The following is a 23106-nucleotide window of genomic DNA, read 5'->3' as shown; positions in this document are numbered from 1 at the left end:
TGGAGCAAAAAGATTCCTGCAATAATGCCCTGGCTGGTCATGCACCACTTGCAGATTTTGTGGATCACATTCAGCTCAATATAAGTGAGCCAGAGAGAAAAGCCCAGTGCGACAGTTGCCAGCCCAAGGCAGAGTGTTAGGAGCTGACGATCTCGCTTCACGCTCTCTGTGGTGGTTCGCAGAAACGCAAGCACCGTCAGAGCGATATACCCAAAGGTCCCCCACATCGCCACCGGAGGGCCACTGCCAATAGGAAAGCGTGAGTACGGGCTCAGGGCAACATCCCGACAGTCATTTTGTGCCGTCATGTGCAGGCTACAGGGAATGTCCTGCGGATGAGAGTGCATGCTCCACATGTAGCCTGCGATCACGATCCCAAGAACAGAAAGAATAAAAGCAACGCGATTGAGAACCATAAAAAAGAACCTCCTCGAATCTTGACTATTGTACCGCGCCACACCCTTCAGACGTTTCCAGCGCGGTAAAATAGCTCCTGTGACTATTGAAGAACAAGTGCAGCTCCTCGCCCGTGGCGCGAGCCTTATCGTCCCTGAGAACGGCCTGAAGGCCAAGCTAGAGAAATCTGCCAAGACCGGTAAGCCGCTGATCGTCAAGCTGGGCCTCGATCCGACGGCTCCCGATATCCACCTAGGCTTTGCCGTGGTCTTGCGCAAGATGCGTCAGTTCCAGGACTTGGGCCACCGCGTGACGATCATTATTGGCGATTACACCACGCTCATCGGCGACCCATCGGGCCGCTCGGCGACGCGGCCCATGCTCACCAGCGAGCAGATCGCGGAGAACGCGGCAACCTACGTGGACCAGCTCTCCGTGATCCTGGACAAAGAGAAAACCGATGTGCGCTTCAACTCCGAGTGGCTGGGCAAGCTCAGCTTTGCGGACTTGGTGAAGCTCACCAGCAAGATCACGGTTGCTCAAGTACTCACCCGCGACGACTTCAAGAAGCGCTGGGACGCGGGCCAGCCCATCTCGCTCCATGAGCTGCTCTACCCGCTGGCACAAGGCTACGACTCGGTTGCCATACATGCCGATGTGGAGATGGGCGGGCTGGATCAGACCTTTAATATCCTCACAGGCCGCGAGCTGCAGAGCGACCCGGAGATTGCACAAGACCCACAGATCGGATTCTTCATGCCACTTCTGGTCGGGCTTGATGGTGTCAAGAAGATGAGTAAGAGCCTGGGCAACTACATCGGGATCGCCGAGCCCGCGCTCTCGCAGTACTCAAAGGTGATGAGCCTCGCCGATGCACAGATGGGAACGTATTTTCTGCTCTGCACCGATGTCCCCACGGCAGAGTTTGCGGAGATTCTGAAAGCCCAAAACCCGATGGAGGCCAAGCACCGCCTCGCCTGGGAGATCGTCACGATCTACCACGGCGCGGAGGCGGCCAGCGCGGCCAGCGACGAGTGGAAGCGCATTCACTCCGCCCGCCAGTTCCCCAGCGACGCGCCCGAGCTGACGGTTCCTGAGAACCCCATCAATATCGTCGCGCTGGTTCGGCACGGCAACTTCGCCCCCAGCAACGGCGAAGCGCGGCGGCTGATTGAGCAAGGTGGCGTGAAGCTCAATGGAGAAAAGCTCTCCGACCCCGCAGCAACAATCACCATCACTGATGGCGACGAGCTCCAGGTCGGCAAGAAAAACTTCGCCCGGCTAAAAGTCTAGCGCACTCGTTTCGCGCGAAACCGAGAGCCATCCTCTCGGTTTCGTGGTGCTCCTAGTCCCTCGGCGAGCACTTGCCCACTTTCGAGACGTAGATAGCGGTGGGAGGCGAGCGAGAGAAGCGTGATGTCTGCCTGAGCCGTCTCGATCCACTGAAAAGGCTCTGTCTCCTCAGCGGAGCCCCTACGAGGGCGAAGCGCGATACGCCCCTGGCCTCGGTCGATGACTTTGAGCTGTGTGGCACCACCGACAGTGAGTGCTTGGCCACTTCCGACTTCGGTGAGTGTGATGGTTTTCCCGTACGGAATGGGCTTGGTCAGGCCATGGCAGAGCGGCTCCTCGACCGTGAAGCGAGCAAAGTCTGCGTGGCCACCAGCGGCTCCTGACGTGCTGTAGTGGAAGAGGGAGTAGCGTATGCCCTGGAAGGTCTTGAGCTGAAAGACCATCTTAAACGCATCACCTAGAGGCTGGAAGCTCTTTCCATTAACGCTAAAGCTAAACTTTGCCTTCTCCGTGAAGAAGTCACACTCCGCCCGGAGCCAGACTCGTGTGCCACGAAGAGGCGCTTGTGCCATCTTACCCGTGGTCTTGTCGAGCTGCTCCATAACAAAGCCACTTGCCTCACAGTGCACTCCGATCCAGGCATACGGCGAGTTAAGCAAGCCAAGTCCCGCCAGGTCGCCGGGCTTCATGCCGCCAAGTTCTAGCTCGACGGTCGGAATCGAGACTGGCCCAATGGCGCGCTGGGTTAGGGTGTTGCGTGCCTGCCAGAAATCAGCGGCAGGAAGCGCGTGCAGGCGCAGAAAGCCGGGGCGCTCGGAGAGGGACCACTTGGTGTTGTCTGGCGCGTGGTTCCACTGCCAGATCGGCTTGAGGGTCTTGCCCGAGAAGTCATCGCGACGCTCGTAGGGAGCCGAGGGCTTTGAGGTCACCCCCGTCTTGGGCTTGACCCAGGTGCGTGGCGAGCGCCCGAGGTTGCCGGGGAGCCCAAAGTAGGGCCAGCCGTCTTTCCAGGTCACCGGCGAGAGTCCCGTCAGCCGCCCGAGGGAGTTGAAGTCCATCATCGAGAAGCCCCACCACTCACCCGTGGGAGTCTCGACAATCCCCCCCTGGTGCATCGCGCCCTTGGCAATCCCAAAGTCTTCCCCCTCGGAGATAACCTTGACCTCGTAGGGGCCTTCGGGGCGGTCCGCGCGGGCACAGGGCATCTTCATGGTTCCCAGGTACCAGGCGCTGGTGATGAAGTACTTTCCGTTGATCTTATAGAAATGCGCCCCCTCGCCCATGCCATCGCTTTGCTTGAACAACACGCGCTCCGTTCCCGGAATCGCCTCCGTTAGCTCGTTATTGAGCTGCACAAGGCGCAGATCACGGTAGCCGTAGACCACGTAGATCTTACCGTCGTCGTCGAAGAGCACCGACGGGTCATGAAAGCCGGTCTTCATCGCCCAGTGCTTCCAGGGACCGGCAGGATTGGTGGCGGCGTAGACCTGCATCGGCTGGCCCCGGACATTGGTGAAGATATAGAACGTCCCCTTGTGCCAGCGAAAGCTCGGAGCCCAGATCCCTTGGCCGTAGATCGCCTTGCCGTCTTCTAGCCGGTACTCGGGGCCAAAGTCGAGCTTTTCGCAGGCATAGCTGAGAAATTTCCAGTTAACCAAGTCTTTGGAGTGGAGCACGGGGAGGCCCGGCATGGCGTGCATCGTGGTACCGGTGAGATAGAAATCACTGCCCACCCGGATCAGGTCGGGGTCGGAGAACTCATCGTAGAACAGCGGATTGGAGAACGTGCCGTTGCCGTTGTCCGCGTGCCAGGTTTGTGTCTGTGGTGTCTTCATCGCGTTTTTTTTGAAAAAAGCCCTTGCTATTTCGTCGTAGCTGAAGTATACCATAGGAGCTTTACGAAATAAGCACTCCGAAGAAGGGGCAGTAACTATGAAACCAAACCGCTCTATTGCGCAGCACCTCGACCTAGTCGCTAAGACCTTTACCTGCGTCGCACTGATAATGGCGTTTCCGCTCGCTCAACCCGCTAGGGCACAAAACGACAAGATGGTGGCCATTCCCATCCCCACCCAGCCCGATGCTATCGAGCTTAGCACCGGTCCGCTACCGGGTGCGACTGCAACCGAGTCGTGGCACAAACAGTATGGCAGTATGTTTGCCCGCAATGTCACCGTCGCCACTCTCCATCCCTTCCTGCCCGACCCTGCAAAGGCGACCGGCGCTGCGGTGATTGTCGCGCCTGGTGGTGGCTTCCGGACGCTCTCGATGGAGAACGAGGGCTGGCAGGTAGCCCGTGCGCTTGCCGCCAAGGGTGTCGCGGCCTTCGTGCTCAAGTACCGGCTTAACCAAACTCCGGCAGACCTTGAGGAGTTCGCACGTCCACCCGCCCCTCGCCCCGCAGGCGCCCCCCCAACGGGCACTCCTGCCGCTCCCCCCCGCACGGTCTCGGGCGACATGGCCTCCCGAATCGCCCCCCAGCTCGCCGATGCCAACGCGGCTTTTGCGCTGGTGCGTGCCAACGCAGCAAAGTGGCATGTCGATCCCGACCGCATTGGCATGATCGGCTTCTCTGCGGGTGCGGCGCTCACGATGACCACGGGGCTGAGCAGCAAGGAGGCCAAACCGGCGTTTCTCGGCAATATCTACGGCCCGCTAGGTGCTGTGGAGGTTCCCGCCGACGCACCACCGCTCTTTGCGGCCATCGCCGCCGACGATCCGTTGTTTGGCTTCAATGTCGGCTTGATCGAGAACTGGCGCAAGGCCAAGCGCCCGGTCGAGTTCCACTACTACGAGCAGGGTGGACATGGCTTTGGGATGTACCCCAAGGAGACCACCAGCACCGGCTGGTTCGACGCGTTCTCTAGCTGGCTCAAGATGCACGGCTACTTGAAGCGCAAAGCCTAGACAGGGCGTTCACGCCCTGTCCTGTCGGGCTAGCGTGTCTCCAGCGTGATCAAGGTGATCGAGTACGGCGGGAAGGTATAGGAAAACTCGGGCTTGATGTTGCCGATTTTTGTGGTCTTGGAGATCACTTTACTCGGGTTTTCCATAGAGTTGGTCTCGTCGGGCGGGGCGGCGAGCGTGGTGACTGTGGCCTCGGGCTTGACTGACTTTGCGCCCGCGAGCTGAAGGGTGACGGCCTGTGGTGTCTCACCAGGGTTAACATACTTTACAAAGAGCTTGCCCGTCTTGCTCTGGCGCGTGACGGAGGCGAGGAGCGGTGCGCCTGCCAGGCTGACCTTGAGGAGCTCGTCGCCGACACTAGTCGAGAATAATTTTAGGGCGTAGTAGCTGGGTGCACCGTAGGAGCGCAGCGCATCGTAGCCGATTAAGTCCGGGCGCCACTGCCGTCCGCCGGGGTTGATATTGACAAAGAGTGGCGCGTAGCACTGCATGGTCACAAAGTCCGCATGGCGCTCCATCGCGGTCATGAACGCGGCATCTCCCAGAGCGGCCTTCATGCTCGGAGTGGCGGGGAGGTTGCGCGAGGGTGGGAGCCACGGCGCTATCTCTTCGTGCGCGGCCCACTCCCCCACAAAGATCTCGGGGCCCTTGCGGTCGTAGCGGTCGAAGTGGGTCGGGGAGTCGCGAATGAAGTCAGCTGCCTTTCGGTAGTAGTGCTCATCCAGCGCATCGGGCTTGCGGCTCTTGACGCGCTTGCTGGCAGGCTGCTCATTGCCAACCGTCGAGACCACTTTTAGGTTTGGGTACTTTGCCTTGATCGCATCATAGAACTGCGCGAAGCGGCCGTCGTAGCTCCCGGATCTATCGAAAAAATCCTCGTTGCCCACCTCGACATACTGGAGCTTGAAGGGCTTCGGGTGGCCATCTTTGGCGCGCTGTGCGCCCCATTTTGTCGAAGTCGAGCCTGTGATATACTCGATCTCTTCCAGCGCTTCTTGCACATAGGGCTCTAAGTCGGGGCCGGGTTTGACGAACTCGCCGCGCAGGGAGTAGCCCGCATAGACTCCGAGCACCGGCTCCGCATCCATGTCCTCGCACCAGAGCAAGAACTCCAGCAGGCCCATGCCATCACTTGATCGGTAGCCCCACGGGCACGGATGACCGGGGCGCGTCTCCAGCGGACCGATCGTCTTTTTCCAGTCGAAGCGGGTGGCGATCGTATTGCCTTCTAAGTAGTTGCCACCGGGGAAGCGCAAAAACCCGGGCTTTAGATCGACCAGAAGCTGCATCAGGTCGCGGCGAAAGCCGTTGGGGCGGTTGTTCCAGGTGGGCGGGAAGAGCGAGACTAGGCTCAGCCAGAGCGTCCCTGGCTTCTCTGCGGTGATCGTGAAGATTGCATCGGTGGTGGGCGCGACATTTCCCGTCTTGAGAGTCGCCGTGACTTTCTTCCAGCCCTCACCCACCGCGGAAACACGCGTCTGTGCGTAGATCGTCTTGCCATCGCGGCTCTGGAGCGTGAGTGTCAGCGCCCCAACACTTCCTCGGGCGAAGAAGCTGGCTTTGTCGTTCGTATTTGGCGTGATAGGAAAGCCCCAGTAGCCATCGTTGGCGGCTCCTGCTCCTGCCGCTGTTGCCTCAACCCGTAGGCTGGTCGTGAGCACGTTGTTCACCGGGAGCGCGGTGTCGAGCGCCAGAGTCGCACCACCGACACTCGACCAGTGCACAGGATTCTTGGCATCATCGAGGAAAGCACGGTTGCGGATCAGCTCGGCGTAGAGGCCACCGTCGTAGCTGTAGTTGATCTCCTCGGTCATCAGGCCATAGTGGAGCGGGCTTACTTTTCCCGTCGCTTTTGTTGTGTCTATCGTGAGTGTCAGGTTCTGTTTTTTCATTGTTTTGTTTTCGCCATCCTTAACCCATAAGGGGCAGTGTCCACCAGCCATCGCAACAGTAAAGCCCTGTCGCTTGTAGCATTGCGCGTTTTGGCCTGTCTTTATGGCCGCAGACAACCGTTATCTCGGAGAGACTTTGCGCTCCCATCCAGGCGGCCGCGCCGTCGAGGAGAGCTTTTCCCACCGTTTTCCAGAGTGTTGGCTCGTGCACCCCAAAGTCATCAATCCCTCGGTGATCCACAAAAACATAGCCAGAGAGCCTATCTTCGCTGTCTACACAGGCTAGGGCACATGCATCGGTTCGGGCAAGCTGTGTTTTCAGAAACGCGGTATGGTTTTCGACCGCGTTGGGATGGACACGCCAGAAAACGGGCTGGTAGTGGGCGTACTGAAGTCGGCACGCCTGCGCGATCTCCGCGACTCCAGGGAGATCATCGACCCGAAGGGGGCGGAGTGCGAGAGCCGGGGGGGGCGATGCCAGCGGAAGCTGAGTCCTGTACCACTCGGAGGCCATCGTAAAACCGGTATCGGCTAGCTCGACTTCCTGGGGGGAGCCTGGCTTGGCCCCCACGACCATCAAGACAGCGCCTTGCTTACTCGCTTCGTTCATGAGCGAGGTGAGGTAGTCTTCGGTGGCAAGATCGCTGACAAAAGCCACGTTGCCGCCGGGATCGTAGACGGGAGGAGCGGTCACGAGGCGCATGTGCTTCTCCTCTGGCAGGTCATGCCCTCGCGGAGCTGCATGACGACGGCTCGTGTGGGCAGGGGGACCTGGGGGCTCTGCATCTTTTCCCGCAGGAGCGCAACCGCTCCACGCCCGACCTGCTCCATCTCATTGCTGATCGTGTGGAACGGCAGAAAGTAGCGGTCGTCGGTGCGAGAGTGGAAGAGCAGGATCGAGAGATCATCGGGGATCGTGAGGCCAAGCTGGTGACTGGCATGGACAACTGCCATGGCCTCCGCAAGCTCGTAGGCAACAATGGCGGTGGGGCGCTCCGGGCTCTGGAGCAAGGCTTTCGCTGCGGCAATGCGCTCGTCGCCGGGCTCATGCAGCCAGAGCTTGGGCAGGGCATAGACATGGGGCGCTCTCCCAGCAGCGGCCATCGCCTGCTCGTAGCCTTGCTTTCGGTCGTGCTTGCTGTAGTGGGCGTTGAGTGGCTCGTCGGAGTCCACGTAGGTAATTTTCTCATGCCCGAGTGTGAGTAAGAACTCCGTGGCGAGCCGTCCCCCTTGGGAGTCGTCGGGGTGGATCGCATCGAACTCCTGCTTCACATTGAGCCAGATCGCGGGGATCTGGAGCCGCAGGATGGTCTCCAGGTAGCCTGGCGACGAGGCCACGTGGCGGTTGAGCAGCACCCCATCCACCGAGAGCTCGTGGAGGGTATGGGGCAGGTAGGCTTCGTCTTCCATCACGGGATCCGGGACTTGCGCGAGCACGAGGTGCAGGTCCTGGTCGGCGAGGGCGCGGGTGAGCCCAAAGAGGAGCTCCGGGGGAAGATACTGCCCCCAGAGCGACTGGATCAGCGCGATATTGCCAAAGCGTCCCGCCCGCACCGCGCGTGCCGAGGCATTGGCGCGGTAGCCAAGCTCCTGCGCCGCCTCGCGCACCCGCTGCTGGGTCTTGGGGCTGATGCGCTGGGTATCGCCGCGCCCATTGAGCACATGGGTTACCGTGGCGCGGGAGAGTCCCAGGTGCTCCGCAAGAGTCGCGATGGTCGGATGGGCCATGACGTACGTCTACTTCGCCTGGAAGACCCGTTGCAAGAAGGAGTAGAGATTGTTTCTCCAGTGGGTCGGGTCGTGGGCATGGCTGTCCACGTTCCAGACATGGGCAACGCCCTTCTCTTTCAAAAATCCGTGCACCCTTTGGCTAATGCCGATCAGCCCGTCTTTGTTGCCGCACGAGAGATAGAGCAGCTTCAGCTTGGCTTTTGCAGCGTCGGCATCGGGGACGAGCTGTGCGGGCGGCTTGGTGTTAGGCGCCGACGAAAACCCACCAACCCAGGCGAAGGTGTCGAGGTGACCCAGCCCAAAGTTGAGCGACTGTCCGCCGCCCATCGAGAGTCCCGCCACGCCTCGGCTCTCACGGTCTGATTTCACGGAGTACTTCGCCTCAATGGCGGGAATGAGATCGTCGAGCAAGTCACGCTCGAAGACTGCAAAGGCGGGCGCGGTGGCCATGGCATTGGGGCCGGGGCGGTCGTCTTTCTGGGCGCGGCCATTGGGCAGGACGATAATCATCGGCTGGGCCTTGCCCTCGGCCAGCAGGTTGTCCATTAGCAGATTGGGTGAGGCGAAGCGAAGCCACTCGGTCTCGTCGCCGCCGATTCCGTGCAAGAGATAGAGAACGGGGTACTTCCTACCCGGATCGTAGCCCGGCGGGGTGTAGACATTGACCTTGCGCTTCACACCCACGGTCTTGGAGTCGTACTCGACCAGCTCCAGCTTGCCGTGCGGCACATCCCGCTGGGCATTGATCTCGGCGGGTGGATCCGGGAAGGCTTGGATATCGTCGGGGTTGAGTTTGATAGGTCCTCCAAAGCCACCAGGGCGCCCCGGAGCGCGGGGTGGCTGCGTTGCTGCGTTTTGTACGGCAAAGAAGGCGGGCTTGGTCTTGCCCTGGCGATCAAAGAGAAGCGGGTAGTCGGTGCGGCCTCGAATCGGGAAGTCATCGAGCCAAGAGGAGCCGTCGTGGGTTCCCCAAAAAGTCACCCGTCCGATGGTTTTTTGGTGGCGCAGAAACATCTCAAAGGCCAGGCGGTAGCGCTCGGCGTGGGCCTGAGCGACAGAGCTAGGGAGCCCTTTGGTGTAGGGGTTCATCACGGCCTGCTGCTCGGGGGTCATTTGTTGCCTAAAGCCGATATCAGCGCCCTGGTACTTGGTGGGCAGCACTCCCAGATCGAGCTCCGTGATCATCACCTTAAGGCCAAGCGCGGCGTACTCTTTGATCGCGTCTTCGACCTCGGTGAAGTTGGGATTGTCCATGCGCCAGTGGCACTGAATCCCGACGGCATGGATCGGGACTTTCTGCGCCAGGAGCTTCTTGATAAGCTCCACCGCCTTGGGGCGCTTGTAGTTCAGCTCGATATTGTAGTCGTTGTAGATAAGCGTTGCCTTCGGATCGGCCTCGTGGGCGGCGCGAAACGCCTCCGCGATAAAGTCATCGCCGATTGCCTTGAGCCAAGGAGAAGGCCGCAGCACACCGGGGCCGTCGTTGATGGCCTCGTTGACCACGTCCCACTGCGCGATCTTGCCCTTGTAGTGCCCGACCACGGTGCCGATATGGGTACGCATCCGGGTCAGTGCCAGCTCGCGAGTGAGCGGCTGGCCGTCTTTGCCCTCAAACATCCAGCGCCCCGTCTGTGCGTGCCAGAGAAGCGTGTGGCCAATCGCGGTGGCCCCACAGCTCTTGCAAAGCTCGACTAGCTTGTCGCCCTCTGCGAAGCGAAACTCTCCCTCACGCGGCTGAACGGCCTCGGGCTTGAGGCTATTTTCTGGGGTGATAGCGCTAAAGTGCGTGGTGGCAAGCTCCGTGTCTTGCCGCGACTTCTCCTGAAGTGCCGCAACCCCGAGGATTGTCCCCAACAGGAACTTTCCCTTGAACGCATCTTTGAGTGGCATAACTGTCTCTGTCTTTTCTGCCTGTTTCATCCTATGAACCCTCCTTGCTACTTCGTCGTAGCAAGAGTATACCCTATGATCTTTAGAAAAGAAAAGCAAACGAAAACGGCGGAGTGTCTGGTCGTGGCGCTCGCCCTAACGGCGATGGGAGAATCCATCCCTACTTTGCTTTCTTTGGTTCGTCTATAGCCCCCCGTCAAAGAACCTTTAGGGAGCGCCCTTATCTATTTGCCCTTGGGCTCGATCTATTTGGCCTTGGGTTCGGGGAACTTTTTTAGTAGTTGCTTGACTGATTCGATCCGCTCAGGATCTCTTGTACGGGACAGGCACTCTTGCAGGTACTTACGCCCCTCGGTAACACGACCCAACTCGCATAGCATTGCCCCCACATTAAACATTGCTGCGGACTCAGCAGGATTCAAGGCAAGCGCCGCCTCACAGTAAGGGAGCGCTTCTTTAAACCGTTTCTGTTCTGCAAATATTGCCCCCGCCAGCATCTGAGCCTGAAAGCTGCTGGGCAACATCCGTGCAGCCTTCTCGGCAGGCTCTACTGCCTCGGCATACTTCTTCTGGGTGTGGAGGAGACGGGCTAGGACAAACTGACTCTGATAGGTATTAGGGAAGAACTCTGCCAGCTTTTTGGCTTGAGCCAGTGCCGGTTCCGCCTGGCCCGCGTTTTGGTACGCTTCGACCAGTAGAAAGCGTGTCTGGGTGTCTCGGGGACGAAGCTCAACAAAGCGTTTCGTTGCCTCCAGAGCCTCACTATGGCGTCCCAAGAGGGAGTAGGCTCGCCGTTGCGCCTCGTAGGCGATCACAGAATCTGGGTTCTCTTTCAAGCGTTTGGGAGCTTCGGCAAGGATGGCCTTGGCGATTTGCTCTGCTTGTTTGTTAAAGCCCCGTGACTGTAGCTTTTCCATAATGGTCGTGGTCTGAAGGATGTCAGTGATGGGTAGCTTCGCAGCCCGATCTGCCATCTTCTCCAGAAGCTCTTCAGACCCTCCCCACTTCGGTGCACACATCTCCAAAGACCAGCCCACAATCTCCGGGGCGCCACGTCGTCCTCCTCCTAGCTGGAAGGCGGACTCGAGAGCTTTGCGCGCCTCTTGGTCTGCTCCCCCAAACGTGGCTGCCTTGGCGAGTTCAAGAGCTGCTACAGAACTGCGAGGGTCAAGCAGGGCCGCTTGGCGTGCTACTGCAAGCCACCGTCCGTAAGCTTGATTCAGCTTTTCCCATTTCTGCTCAGAAATCTGGTCGGCTGTTCTTCCGCGCCTTTCCTCTTGACCCAGTGCACTGAGTTTGTTGGCAAGTAGAATCCAGTTACTAGGATTGCTTGGAGCATTTCGTACCAACTGCTCTGCCATAGCGAGCTGTGCCTCACGTGTTGGGCTGGTATTTGCCTTTGCCTCGGCGAGGACAGCATTTTGTGGAGCCTGAGAGGCAAGTTCATTAATTCGGGCGATAACTTCTTGGGAGGGATAGGCACGCGCCAGCTCGGCCAGTACGAGTGGATTCCCCTCTGCCATCTTGAGCAGTCGCACTGCTCGGCCACTGGCTCCTTCTGGATTTTTCTCCGCACGTAGATAGGTGGAGAGGTACAAAAGTCCTCCTAGCAGGGACTTTTGCGAGAGGCTATGTAGACCTGTGGCATCTGGCTCACTGAGGTCGTCTCCCGTGAGAAGAGGAACCCTTCCGATAAGTGCTAGCTCTTGAGGAGTCTCCACCGGTGGTGCAATAGTAGTAGACGGTAGAGCGAGTCTCTGTCGCAGAGCATTTGCCGCCTCCGGCAGTGCCGCGACGATGGCTGCCTCGTCACCTGTGAGGACAACAGGCTCTCCTACGGGTTTTGCGTCCTTGCTGTAGACCTGAAATGAGAGCTTTCCCGGCTCTGCTGTCCCTAGGGCATAGTGGGTGACTCCTAGAGTCTCCATCGCCTCTTTGGCTTCTTTTGTGGTGATACAAAGATCTTTTCGTCCCAAGTTGATTCGGACGTACTCTCCCTGGTACCAAGCTGGTGTTTGGGTGAGCTGGAGGTCGGAGCTGACCTGAAGATGTAGCCAACGCGAGCAGCCGGTGGAAAAGTCGGGTGAAAGGCTGGGGTCTTTTAGGGCTGGTGCGAAGATATAGAGTCCCTTGCCACCCGGCTTGGTCTTGAGGGTCTCGATATAGGCTGTGGGCGAGAGGGTTTTCTGGGAAGCCTGTACTTTTGCGGGATCAGCTTTTGCTTGCGGCTTACTTGTCCCTTGTGGCTTTGTTGCCGCTGTCTTCTGTTTTGCTTGGCTATTTCGGCTCGTCGCCTGACTGTTCCCACTTGCCAGAGAGCATCCTAGTAGGGTTGAGCTTACGAGCAGTAAGAGAGAAATCCATTTAAGCGCAGGAGCGACGACTTGGAGTGAGCCTTGTGGACAAAATGCCTTGCCCCCAGAGCATGCACCATACTTTGGTGCGCCTTTAGTTGCTACGGTGTCCTGATGCTGGACATCTACCTGGTGCTGGCCATCTAGGTAAAAACGATACAGAGAGTCAATTTGAGCGTTCATCGCTACACCTCCAGCGATACTTTACCATGACGTGCTTGATACTGGAGTATCCCCAATTTCGCGTAGTTTAAGTTAAGCAACAGCTTGCCTCACTAAAGACGATAAAGGATTCGACAGCTCCCGCTGACGATTCTGATACATCTCCTCAAAGTTTATGGGCTCAGATACCCCAAGATCGAGTGCTTACGCTGGCGGTTGTACCAGACTGAATTGTGTTCAAACAAACGGTAGTTTCGATAAGCGTTTAGGCTGCTTCCAAGTCAGAGATAGGTCTGCCCGGTTTTAAGGAACTACTGCCCCGCTGATAACCTACTATGATTATCATCCTTAGACGGGCTCTCTAGATGGAAAAAAGGCGATGACAACCTAGCAAAGGATTTTTCGGGACACTTACTGTGCGAATCCTCAGTCGGCTGACACTAGCAGTCATCCTAGCTGTCGTCGCGATGTTTGTGTTCATCAAACTGGCGCATGAGGTCAATGAGGGCAAGACACACCAGTCTGACAGACGATCGTGTTGCTCGGGGGCGTGATCTACTTTGCAGCAACGAATTGCTTCCTGCCCCAAGGGGTAACCATGCTAGTATCTGTTCCACCGTCCGCGTCCTAGCATTATCTTCGAGCATCTGGGCTATTCATTCCCATCAGGGCATTCTTTCTTTGCCGTGGTTGTATACGGGATGTTGACTAACTGGCGAACACAAAACATGTCGGTTCGGCGTCGGCGTTGGGTATGGGGTTTGGCAGTCACGGGAGTTTTTCTGGTCGGCTTCAGCCACGTCTTGATCGGTGAGCACTATCCTTCAGACGTCGTCAGCTGAGCTTCGTCCAGGAAATACAAAGTAACCAGAATGTTTCTGAGCAGGGGCTATGTGGGTCGTACAGTCAGCTCAGCACAATAGAGGCAGGATTTGAGCTGTTCAAGAAATGAGTCTAGGGCTTGGCAGAGGTTGGTCACTTGGCTCAATGAGGGGTAGTCAGATCCGCGAGAGGGAATCTTATCTGAACAGCGGTGCCTTTTCCTACAGTGCTTCGCACGGAGACAATTCCCCCATGAGCTTCCACAATGGCTTTTACGATGGAGAGCCCGAGGCCAAATCCTCCCGTCACGCGAGCACGTGCAGTATCAGCTCGCCAGAGGCGCTCAAACATATGAGGGAGATTCGCCTCAGAAATACCAGGACCTTCATCCTCGATATAGATGTCTGCTCTGTCTCCCTTTCGTTCAATACGAATCCGTACACTCCCTCCAGAGAGCGAGTAGCGCACCGCGTTATCTAGTAAGTTGTCAAAAACTTGTTGTAGACGAAGTTGATCTCCTCTGATAGAAAGTGGCTCGGTCTGGAGTTCTATCTTTACTCCCGCTTCTTCCGCACGAGCACGAATCGCCTCAGCAGACTCTGTGATTACTTGTGCAATATCGACCGCGACTCGCTCCTGCACCAAGGCTCCTGCGTCAGCGAGAGAGAGCGTCAGTAGGCTCTCGGTCAAGCGGGTCAGGCGCTCGACCTCTGCTACGGTGATCTGAAGAGCACGCTGGTGCGTCTTGGGGTCTTGCCGACGCAGGGCGACTTCGGCAGTGGTTCGCAGATTCGCGAGCGGCGAGCGAAGCTCATGGGCTGCGTCTGCAATGAACTGTGCCTGTCCTTCAAAGAGACTCTCTAGCCGAGCGAGCATGCCATTAATTCCTTCCGTAACATCCACGAGCTCCTCGTCCTCTGTCAGCTGAGGCAACCGTAGGCTAAGATCAGCCATGTGGATACTTGCTGTCTGTCTCGCTATTTCGTGGAGCGGTTGGGTCAGCCGCACCGCGAGCTTCCACGCAAGCAGACAGGTGGCACCTGCGCCTAACATACCGATGAGTAGCATACGAAAAACGATGCTTCGCAGTGTGCTCTGCATGGGAGCCATGGATTCGATGCAGAGAGCGATATTGCGAACTCCGTTGTCCTCATAAGGGTAGTAGAGTGCACGGTAGGTATGACCATGCCGGTAGAGACGGGTAAACAGCCGCTTCCGCACGGTGCGCTTCGCAGAGCGAAGTGATACGAGTCCACGCTCCAGGACTATCTTCCCCGTCGCCTCGTTCCAGACAAGAATAGATTCATCATTGATGCCTATTTCTAAAGGGTCTCCGATCTCCTTGCCACCCACGCTTTCTAACTCGGTGCGGGTGATCTCTAGGAGAGTTTCGTCCTGCTTTTCCTGAAGCGCTGTTCGCACACTGACAAAGACAGCAAAGCCTGTCGCCAGAAGAATGCCCAGCGCACTCATGGCGATCCAGAAAGCGAGCCGTGCGCGGAATGTCTTGAGTATCTTACTCATGGGTTTGCAGTCCTGAGCCTATAGCCCGTTCCACGTACGGTTTCTATGGCCTCCATTCCGAGCTTCTCTCTGAGGCGGCGAATGTAGACATCGATCAAGTTCGAATCGGGGGTCGCTCCGCTCTCCCAGACGCTCTCCCATAAGACATTTCGGGAGACGATGCGGCCTGCGGCCAAGGCGAGGCATTCCAGAATCTGCCACTCCCGCATGGTGAGCGTGACCTCTATAGCGTCCAATTGAACCTGTTGGGTACCAAGATTCAGGATTGCACCGCCTTCCAGCCTCATGACAGGCCGCACACCGCTGGAGCGTCGTAGCAGAGTGCGGATGCGCATCACAAGCTCCTCGAAAGCAAACGGTTTGATGAGATAGTCGTCGCCGCCGAGCTGGAGCCCACGCACCCGCTGGGTGACGGCATCTCGGGCGGTTACAAAGAGAATAGGAGTGGCGATGCCGCGCCCGCGCCACTGCTCACAGAGGGAGAACCCATCTTTGCCTGGAAGCATGACATCCAGCACAATCAGATCATAGCTCCCTACCAAGACAAGCTCATTGGCCTGTGTTCCCGTCGCGGCGTGCTCGACAACAAAGCCCTCATCGGTTAGCCCAAGGGCCATAAACTCGGAGAGTGGGCCTTCGTCCTCAACAAGCAAGAGCTTCATCACCTCATCATACCGAGCAGATTGCCTCTTGGCGTTCATCCTGTGTTCAGGTTTCCCAAGATACACTGTAGGAGAAGATAAAGGATAACCAAACCATGCAGATTCGTCTTTTACTTGAGATCGGTGGCCTGACCTGGGCTGGTCCGCAGAGCCAGGGTAAGCCCCTTGCGGAAGAGGGTAAAGTGCTTCCTGAAAAAAAGGAGAAGGCAGAAGCACCTGCCCACCGCATGAAGAAATGAAAGTCGTCGCGGTTCTCTTGACGTTAGCGATTCAAGCGGCACTCATGGAGATAAGCTGGGCGCAGTCTAGCCTGACACTCTCTGAGGCGCTACGAAGGGCGGAGGCGAACCTGCCGCTACCCCAGGCCGCCCGTGCGAAAGTGTTGGAGGCAACGGCACGAACACGGCTTGCGGGCAAGCAGAACAACACCAACCTCGCGCTGGCACGCCCCTACGGTTCCTCCCAGACCGGCGGATTCGGTGAGGATATTATTATCTCACAGACATTTGAGCCAGGTGGTGTTCTTCGGCCACGTAAGCAAGCCGCTGAGCAGCAGCAAAAAGCCACTGAGGCAGACCAGGTAGCCACGCTTCTTGATCTGCGCCGCGATGTCACCAGTGCCTATATCGAGTGTCTCCGTGCCGATGCTGAGCTGGCCCAAGCGAAGTCTTCCCTGGAAGCGATACAGCGCTTTGCTGAAGCGGCAAGTGCCCAATTCACGGCAGGTGATGTTCCACGCAGTAATGTCGTACGAAGCCAGATAGAAAACGCACGATTTCGCCAGACACTCACGCAGGCCACGACAGATCGCGACAACCGCTACAGCACCTTAAAAAGCCTGCTAGGACTGCCTTCCGATGCTCCCCTAGTGCTCGCAGGTGCTCTTACCGCAAAGACAAACCTGCCAAACTTGGCAACGGCACAGTCCCTCGCACTCTCTCGACGCCCGGACATTCTTGTGGCTCGTGCGCAGGTTCTTGCCAGCAGCGCAGGGATCGCCGAGGCAAAGGGCCAGCGCCTCCCCAACGTCGTTCTTGAGGGAAGGCGATACAACCTGAACCCGGCGCAAGTCGGGGATGCCTCGATACGCATCGGTATCAACCTCCCTCTCTTTGATAATGGTCGGATTCGCGCCGAGGTACGTGCTACAGAGGCAGCAAAACAAGAGCTGCAGTTGCAGCTTAAAGAGACGGAACGTCTTGCCCTACTAGAGGTGGAGATCGCGCTCCGTGAGTGCCAGCAAGCCCTTCAAATCGCGGCCTCGTTTGAGGGAGAGAGTCGCCTGACAAAAACCAAGGAGCTACTGGAGATGGCACAGATCGGTTACGAAAAAGGGGCAAGCGGGTATCTGGAGGTCATTGACGCTCAGCGCACCTTTGCCAGCGAGCAGGTCGAGTATCTGCGTGCTCTGGCAGCACTTCAGCTCGCAAGCGCTCAGCTGGAGCGCACCATCGGAGGGTCCTTGCCATGAACCAAAAAGCTCTTGCTCTGTCGATTAGCTCTTTCGTTTTCCTGGGGCTTCTGTTGGGATGCAGCAAAAAAGCCACTGAGGAAGAAGCGAAGGCAGAGCCTCCCGTTGCTGTTGTGACTGTCACCAAGGCAGCGCGGCAGGATATCGAGGAGACCGTCACCGCACAGGGAACCTTCCAGAGCGCCCAAGGCGCAGCGGCAAAGCTCGCGCCGCAGATGGCGGGGCGCTTGGTAAGTGTTCTTGTGAAAGAAGGCGACCAGGTAACTGCCGGTCAAATCCTTGCCTCTCTGGATCCCAGAGCACTTACCGCGCAGACTCGCAGTGCTGAGGCAGGCTACCGTGCCTCGACGGCGACAGCTTCCCAAGCCCAGCTCGCTGCGCGGGCGGCAACCAGCGCTCAGGAAAGCAGTGTCCGCGTTGCCCAGCTCGCCATTGATGCCGCTCTGGTAGAGCGGGATGGGGCCATTCAGGCAGCCCAGACATCACTCAATCTGGCAAAGACGGATCTGGCCAAGACCTTGGCGGGAGCACGCCCTCAAGAGATTCTCCAGGCACAGGACGCACTTCGGCAAGCCGAGGCGACACGAACCAGAGCAGCAAAAGAGGTCGAGCGGCAGACGTTTCTTCAGGAGAAGGGAGTCTCCGCAAAGCGTCAGGTCGAGGATGCACAAACCGCCTTGACCGTCGCGGAAGCCAGTGTCGAGAGTGCTAGCCAGACTCTGGAAATACTTCGAGCCGGAGCAAGGCAAGAAGACCGTGAAGCAGGGCAACTTCGCGTCCGTCAAGCAGAGGAAGTGCTCAGCCAAGCCCGAAAGACAGGAGAGGCGAAGCTAACACAAGCGCAAGCACAGCTACGCCAGGCCCAGAAGCAGACACTTGCCGTCGCTGCGAAAGTGCAGGAAGCGAAGGCAGCACAGAGTGGCGTGGGCAAGGCCGCAGCGGACATGGAGACTGCTCGGACGCAATCAGACTACGCGACACTGAGGGCTCCACTCTCGGGAGTCGTTGTTCGGCGCTTGCTCAATCCGGGCGACATGGCTGACCCAGCCGGAACCGTCTTGGAAATTGCCAACAGCCGCCAGCTCGATATCCTCGCCACCCTTCCTGCCGACGAAGCTCTGCGCGTGCGCCCCGGCCAGAAAGCCCATCTTTCGTCGGGGGAGATGGCGCGTGTGATAAGCATCGGTCCGGTAGACCCACAGACCAACCTCGTTACGCTCAGACTCCAAACGGGTTCGAGCAAATCCGTCCGTGCCGGAGCCTTCATCCTGGTGAAAGTCGTGATTCGTGTCGCCTCACAAGCCCTCGTGGTTCCTAAGGAATGCGTACTCAACCACGAGGGCAAGAGCGTTGTCTTCGTCGCGTCGGGAGGGGTCGCCAAGATGACCCCAGTCACGACAGGGGTAGAAACGGACGCGGGTGTAGAGATTCGCTCAGGGCTCGCGGCGGGCGCACAGGTCATCACCCTAGGCCAGTACGAGCTCTCCGATGGGGCAAAGATCAAGGTGGAAGCGCCATGAACCTTGCTCGATTTGCGCTCGGGAACCTCAAGGCGATTCTTTTCGTGACGGCTGTTCTCTGCCTGATTGGTGGCTGGACACTCTTCTCATTCCCCGTGGCGATTCTCCCAGACGTCACCTTCCCGCGCCTGGTGGTTATCGCGGAGGCCGGGGAGCTACCCGCCCGCCGCGTCGAAGTGGGCGTCTCCCGTCCCCTTGAAGAGGCCATCGCTACGGTTCCTGGTGTCGCCCGTCTACGCTCTAAGATTCAGCGCGGCGCGGCGGAGCTCTCAGTGGACTTTTCCTGGGGCACCGACATGCTGGTCGCCGAGCAGCTGGTGAGCGCGAAGGTCAATCAGGCACGCACTCAGCTTCCCGCAGATACACAGGTGACAGTCGAGCGCATGAACCCGACGGTCTTTCCCATTCTGGGCATCTCTCTACGCTCAAAGAATCTCTCTCAGGATGCGCTCTGGAGCTTGGCGACCTACAAGCTCAAGCCGATTCTGGGACGCGTCCCAGGTGTCGCCCGGGCGGTCGTTCAAGGGGGGCGTATCCCCGAGATATTAGTGGAGGCAGACCCGGGTAAGCTCGCCGCGTTTCACCTCGCACTCCCCGATCTAGAACAAGCCCTCACCAAGAACAACGTGGTGCGCTCGGTGGGGCGGCTGGATATCCGCTTCCAACAGTATCAGGCACTGGTGTCTGGTGAAGCAACCACGATTGAGGAGCTGAACCAGCTCCCCATTGTGACCCGCAATGGGACGGCGATCACGCTGGGAAGCGTTGCCAAGATCCAATCCAGCACCCAGGACAGAACCACCATCGTCACCGCCGATGGTGCAGAGTCGGTGCTCCTCAATATCGTCCGTCAGCCCGATGCCAATACCGTCTCCGTGGTGGTGGGCGTGCAAAGTGAGCTGACTCAGCTCAAGAAATCACTACCACCGGGCACCGAGCTGGGCATCTTCTACGACCAGTCCGTGCTGATTGGTGAGGCCATCGCCAGTGTTCGCGATGCCGTGCTCATCGGAGCGGGCCTTGCAGTCGTGGTCTTGCTTCTCTTTCTGGGCGATCTGCGAGCAACGCTCGTGACAGCCTTGATTATCCCCGTCACGGTTCTCATCACGTTTCTTCTCATGCGGCTGTGTGGCCTGACCCTCAACTTAATGACGCTCGGAGCGCTTGCCATCGGGGTCGGCCTGGTGATTGATGACGCGATTGTGGTGGTCGAGAATGTCTTCCGGCACCTGGCAGAGGGTGCGAAGCGTGAGGATGCCGTTCAGCAAGCGGCCACGCAGATCGCGGCTCCCATGATCTCCTCAACCCTGACCACCGTGGTGGTCTTTCTGCCACTCACGCTGGTCACGGGTGTTGCGGGGGCGTTCTTCACCGCGCTGGCCGTCACCCTTACCATTGCCCTCTTGGTCTCTCTCGCCCTGGCTCTTACCGTCAGCCCGAGCCTTTGCGCTGCGTTTCTCAAGACCCGTGTGGGCCAGCGCGAGCATGGCAGGCTCTTTGAGAAGGCCTTACGGCTCTACGAGCGGATTCTGCGCCGCTGTCTACGGCAGCGGGTCTGGCTGTTGCCTTTTTGCGCAGTGCTGGCACTCGGAGGGACGGTTTTCTTCGGGACGCGCCTGGGCACGGGGTTCATGCCCACGATGGACGAGGGCGCGTTCATCCTTGACTACGTCACCGCGCCGGGAACCTCGCTTGCTGAGAGCGATAGGCTCCTCAAGAAGATCGAAGAGATCCTCACGACAACTCAGGAGGTGAAGTCCTACTCGCGGCGCACCGGGACGGAGCTAGGTTTTTTCATCACCGAGCCCAACACGGGCGACTTTGCGGTCGTGCTCAAGTCTGGCAAGCGGCGCGATATCGAAGCTGTCATCGAAGACGTTCGTGGCAAGATCGCGCAGGACGTTCCCGGCATTGAGGTGGAGTTTGTCGAAGTTCTCCAGGACCTTATCGGGGATCTCGCAGGTGCGCCTGAACCTGTGGAGATAAAGCTCTTTGGGGAAGACCAGAAGCAGCTCGAAGCGACAGGGGCCGCGCTTGCCGAGAAGCTGGCGAAAGTGCCCGGCGTCGCGGACATGAAGTCTGGTGTGGTCGAATCGGGGCCGGAGCTAACGGCGCGTGTGAACCCGCTGCTGGCGGGCCGGGCTGGCCTGAGCGTCAGTGACGTCGGCGAGCAGGTTGGGGATGCCCTCTTTGGTATCGAGGCCACCAAGCTCCTCCAGGGAGACCGTCAGGTCGGAGTGCGCGTGCGCTACCCAGAGGCACTTCGTTCCGATGCCGCAGGTTTTGGTGCAACGCTCATCAAGACACCTTTAGGGGCGTACATCCCCCTCTCCTCGCTGGCAACGCTGGCTGCCGTTCCCGGAACCAGTGAGATCACCCGTGAGGACCAGCGGCGGATGCTGGCGGTCACCGCGCAGCTGGAGGGCCGCGACCTAGGAAGCGTCATGCGCGATATCAGCACGGTGATGCGTCGCGAGCCACTACCTGCTGGAGTGACTTATGTCCTTGCTGGGCAGTACCAGAGTCAGCAGGCTTCGTTTACTAATTTAATGCAGGTTCTCGTGCTTGCTGTTTTGCTCGTCTTTGCCGTGATGGTTTTCCAGTTTAAGAGCTTCACAGCCCCAGTGACGATCCTCTTGATCCTGCCACTGGCGCTCTTTGGGGTAGCCCTCGGGCTCTGGATAACAAACACACCACTTAATGTCAGCTCCCTAATGGGGGCAGTAATGCTTGTGGGAATCGTCGTCAAAAACGGGATTCTGCTACTTGATCAAGCGCAGCACGCCGAATCCGAAGGGCTCTCAGCTGAAGAGGCTGTCATTTTGGCAGGAGAGCGCCGCTTGCGTCCTATCCTGATGACAACCCTCACAGCGCTCCTAGGATTGGTTCCGCTCGCGCTGGGAATTGGAGCGGGAGCGCAGCTGCAAAAGCCGCTCGCGGTAGCAGTGATAGGTGGTCTTACCTGCTCCACTCTCTTCACCCTCGTGCTTGCGCCTCTGCTCTATGTCGTCTTACGCAGAGGACACAGCTTGTCACTAAAAACCTCTGAATAAAAGGAAAGTCTGATGTCACGTATTCGCTTAAGTCTTCTAGGATTGCTTCTCGTTTCGGTTCCGAGTTATGCTCAGAAACCTGCGTCATCGATGAGAGAGCAGGCCGTTCCTACCTACGTGCTCGTTCGCAAGACTCCTATGGAATAGGCGGACGGCTCGCCCGGAACCCATCCAAGATTATTTCGATGGACATTGGTCAGTCGGGTGAGGACAAGCTGCTATTCTTTGGAATCGGCCATCCATTTTAGTCGAGTGGGAGTGGTGTATCTACGGCTAGCAGCACCGAGCTTCCCACCCTGCTAGACTAGTCATCAAATCACCAGACCTGCTCGGAGGAATCGCTTGCAGGTGGCATGACCTGCCTGCCTTTAGCTCGATGTAAAGACCGTGGCACCCCGATGACGGCACGGGCACAAACACATCCCACACGCCAGCCGCCAGTCCCAGCTCGACAGCATCGGCCCCGCGCTTTCGAGAGCGACCACGGCTACCTTTCAGTGGTAGCTCAAACTCGGTCATTAAGGGCATCCTGAGCCCGATAGGGTTTAGACTTTCCCGGTCGAAATCGCTAGTGTCTTACTATACCTGTGTGACCCGAAAGCAGCTTAGAGACGGCGGTACGGCAGCGCCCCAATGCGGAGCAAGTCGCGGGTATCTGGGGCAAGGTGCTTGAGCTCTGGCGCAAGGCGACGGGTGAAGAACGGCAGGAGATTCTTAGCCTGCTGGTGGATCGGGTCTCGCTCAAAGGCCGAAATCAGGAGGGAGATAAAAAAATAGAAGGGGAGCTGCGTTTGATTCTAGCAACTCCCCTCCGACAGGTTCGCGAATTCGCTCTCCTAAGCTCCCCCGACTGGATTCGAACCAGTGACCCTTCGGTTAACAGCCGAATGCTCTACCGCTGAGCTACAAGGGAACGGCGGAAAAGTTATATCATGCCTACTCATGAGATGCAATAGTCGCTTAAAATTTGCGTGGCCTTGGCATTGCAGAGAGGAATAAGGGACGGTATAATCCGATCATAAGACTTTGTGAACATGTTCACAAAGTCCAAAAGTTGAAAATTCATGACACGTCCCTCTCCCGAGACTATTTCTTCACCGCTCCCCGCACCGGAAGAGAAGCACGACTATGTCGAGACGATGTTCGATGCCATCGCGCCTCGCTATGACTTGCTGAACTCAGTGCTCTCGCTACGGCTCGACTCGCGCTGGCGGCGGGAAGCGGCACGGCAGGCAGAGCTGGAAGCGGGTGATCAGGTGCTGGATGTGTGTACGGGCACGGGAGACTTCGCCTGTGAGCTGACACGCTGGGTCGGGCCGAGCGGCGCGGTGATTGGGACAGATTTCTCCAAAGAGATGCTGCGCTGGGGCGAGCCGAAGCTCCCGAAGTATCCCAATGTCCGCCTCCAGTGGGCCGATACCCAGGCGCT

At 58.3% G+C, this 23106-nt stretch carries 17 protein-coding genes and 1 tRNA gene; 8 read left to right on the top strand and 10 right to left on the bottom strand.

What is annotated here, in order from left to right:
- Positions 1-416: vitamin K epoxide reductase family protein (locus AC1XOS_RS05590; RefSeq protein ID WP_481961234.1), on the bottom strand; the 416-nt coding region annotated here is incomplete at its 3' end.
- 79 nt (positions 417-495) lie between these two features.
- Between AC1XOS_RS05590 and tyrS the strand changes: the two genes are divergently transcribed.
- Positions 496-1689, top strand: a complete 1194-nt coding sequence (gene tyrS, locus AC1XOS_RS05585; RefSeq protein WP_481961233.1) for a tyrosine--tRNA ligase — start codon at positions 496-498, stop codon at positions 1687-1689.
- Here the strand turns inward: tyrS and AC1XOS_RS05580 are convergent.
- Positions 1686-3524: a glycoside hydrolase family 43 protein gene (locus AC1XOS_RS05580; protein WP_481961232.1), complete on the bottom strand. Its 1839-nt coding sequence runs from the start codon at positions 3522-3524 to the stop codon at positions 1686-1688. The genes tyrS and AC1XOS_RS05580 overlap by 4 nt on opposite strands.
- A 169-nt stretch (positions 3525-3693) precedes the next feature.
- Between AC1XOS_RS05580 and AC1XOS_RS05575 the strand changes: the two genes are divergently transcribed.
- Positions 3694-4596, top strand: a complete 903-nt coding sequence (locus AC1XOS_RS05575; RefSeq protein WP_481961236.1) for an alpha/beta hydrolase — start codon at positions 3694-3696, stop codon at positions 4594-4596.
- A 29-nt stretch (positions 4597-4625) separates the two neighbouring features.
- Here the strand turns inward: AC1XOS_RS05575 and AC1XOS_RS05570 are convergent, their stop codons facing one another.
- The 5 genes from AC1XOS_RS05570 to AC1XOS_RS05550 all read right to left on the bottom strand — a co-directional run bounded on the left by AC1XOS_RS05570 (position 4626) and on the right by AC1XOS_RS05550 (position 12646).
- Complete coding sequence (locus AC1XOS_RS05570; RefSeq protein WP_481961231.1) at positions 4626-6488, bottom strand: alpha-L-arabinofuranosidase C-terminal domain-containing protein; 1863 nt, start codon at positions 6486-6488, stop codon at positions 4626-4628.
- Positions 6489-6507: 19 nt separating this feature from the next.
- On the bottom strand, positions 6508-7191 hold the full coding sequence (locus AC1XOS_RS05565; RefSeq protein ID WP_481961230.1) for a GNAT family N-acetyltransferase: 684 nt from the start codon (positions 7189-7191) through the stop codon (positions 6508-6510).
- Positions 7179-8216, bottom strand: coding sequence for a LacI family DNA-binding transcriptional regulator (locus tag AC1XOS_RS05560; RefSeq protein WP_481961229.1), 1038 nt, complete (start codon positions 8214-8216; stop codon positions 7179-7181). The genes AC1XOS_RS05565 and AC1XOS_RS05560 overlap by 13 nt, the downstream gene beginning before the upstream one ends.
- A 9-nt stretch (positions 8217-8225) precedes the next feature.
- Positions 8226-10139: an endo-1,4-beta-xylanase gene (locus AC1XOS_RS05555; RefSeq protein WP_481961228.1), complete on the bottom strand. Its 1914-nt coding sequence runs from the start codon at positions 10137-10139 to the stop codon at positions 8226-8228.
- A gap of 215 nt (positions 10140-10354) precedes the next feature.
- The gene (locus tag AC1XOS_RS05550) at positions 10355-12646 is read right to left on the bottom strand and encodes a tetratricopeptide repeat protein (RefSeq protein ID WP_481961227.1); all 2292 of its coding nucleotides are present in this window, start codon (positions 12644-12646) and stop codon (positions 10355-10357) included.
- 587 nt (positions 12647-13233) lie between these two features.
- On the opposite strand from AC1XOS_RS05550, the gene AC1XOS_RS05545 reads away from it, so the two are divergent.
- The gene (locus AC1XOS_RS05545) at positions 13234-13467 is read left to right on the top strand and encodes a phosphatase PAP2 family protein (protein WP_481961235.1); all 234 of its coding nucleotides are present in this window, start codon (positions 13234-13236) and stop codon (positions 13465-13467) included.
- A gap of 142 nt (positions 13468-13609) precedes the next feature.
- Here AC1XOS_RS05545 and AC1XOS_RS05540 read toward each other — a convergent pair whose 3' ends face one another.
- Together AC1XOS_RS05540 and AC1XOS_RS05535 are read right to left on the bottom strand one after the other, a co-directional pair.
- Positions 13610-14971 carry a sensor histidine kinase gene (locus AC1XOS_RS05540; RefSeq protein ID WP_481961226.1) on the bottom strand — a complete coding sequence of 454 codons (1362 nt, stop codon included), beginning with the start codon at positions 14969-14971 and terminating at the stop codon, positions 13610-13612.
- Entirely contained in the window at positions 14968-15633 is a 666-nt protein-coding gene (locus tag AC1XOS_RS05535; RefSeq protein ID WP_481961225.1) for a response regulator transcription factor, read from the bottom strand. Before AC1XOS_RS05535 ends, AC1XOS_RS05540 begins: the two co-directional genes overlap by 4 nt.
- 95 nt (positions 15634-15728) lie before the next feature.
- Here AC1XOS_RS05535 and AC1XOS_RS05530 point away from each other — a divergent pair, with 95 nt between their 5' ends.
- The 4 genes from AC1XOS_RS05530 to AC1XOS_RS05515 are packed head-to-tail and all read left to right on the top strand — an operon-like array spanning position 15729 to position 21677.
- On the top strand, positions 15729-15872 hold the full coding sequence (locus tag AC1XOS_RS05530; protein WP_481961224.1) for a hypothetical protein: 144 nt from the start codon (positions 15729-15731) through the stop codon (positions 15870-15872).
- Complete coding sequence (locus AC1XOS_RS05525; RefSeq protein WP_481961223.1) at positions 15869-17104, top strand: TolC family protein; 1236 nt, start codon at positions 15869-15871, stop codon at positions 17102-17104. Before AC1XOS_RS05530 ends, AC1XOS_RS05525 begins: the two co-directional genes overlap by 4 nt.
- Positions 17101-18624: an efflux RND transporter periplasmic adaptor subunit gene (locus AC1XOS_RS05520; RefSeq protein WP_481961222.1), complete on the top strand. Its 1524-nt coding sequence runs from the start codon at positions 17101-17103 to the stop codon at positions 18622-18624. Before AC1XOS_RS05525 ends, AC1XOS_RS05520 begins: the two co-directional genes overlap by 4 nt.
- Positions 18621-21677 carry an efflux RND transporter permease subunit gene (locus tag AC1XOS_RS05515; RefSeq protein ID WP_481961221.1) on the top strand — a complete coding sequence of 1019 codons (3057 nt, stop codon included), beginning with the start codon at positions 18621-18623 and terminating at the stop codon, positions 21675-21677. Before AC1XOS_RS05520 ends, AC1XOS_RS05515 begins: the two co-directional genes overlap by 4 nt.
- 841 nt (positions 21678-22518) lie before the next feature.
- Here AC1XOS_RS05515 and AC1XOS_RS05510 read toward each other — a convergent pair.
- Positions 22519-22590, bottom strand: a tRNA-Asn gene (locus AC1XOS_RS05510).
- Positions 22591-22741: 151 nt separating this feature from the next.
- Between AC1XOS_RS05510 and AC1XOS_RS05505 the strand changes: the two genes are divergently transcribed.
- Positions 22742-23106: class I SAM-dependent methyltransferase (locus tag AC1XOS_RS05505; protein ID WP_481961220.1), on the top strand; the 365-nt coding region annotated here is incomplete at its 3' end.

The organism is Armatimonas sp., from assembly GCF_964826245.1.
Note: the sequence above shows the minus strand (reverse complement) of the source record. Positions and strands in the feature narration are given on the sequence as shown.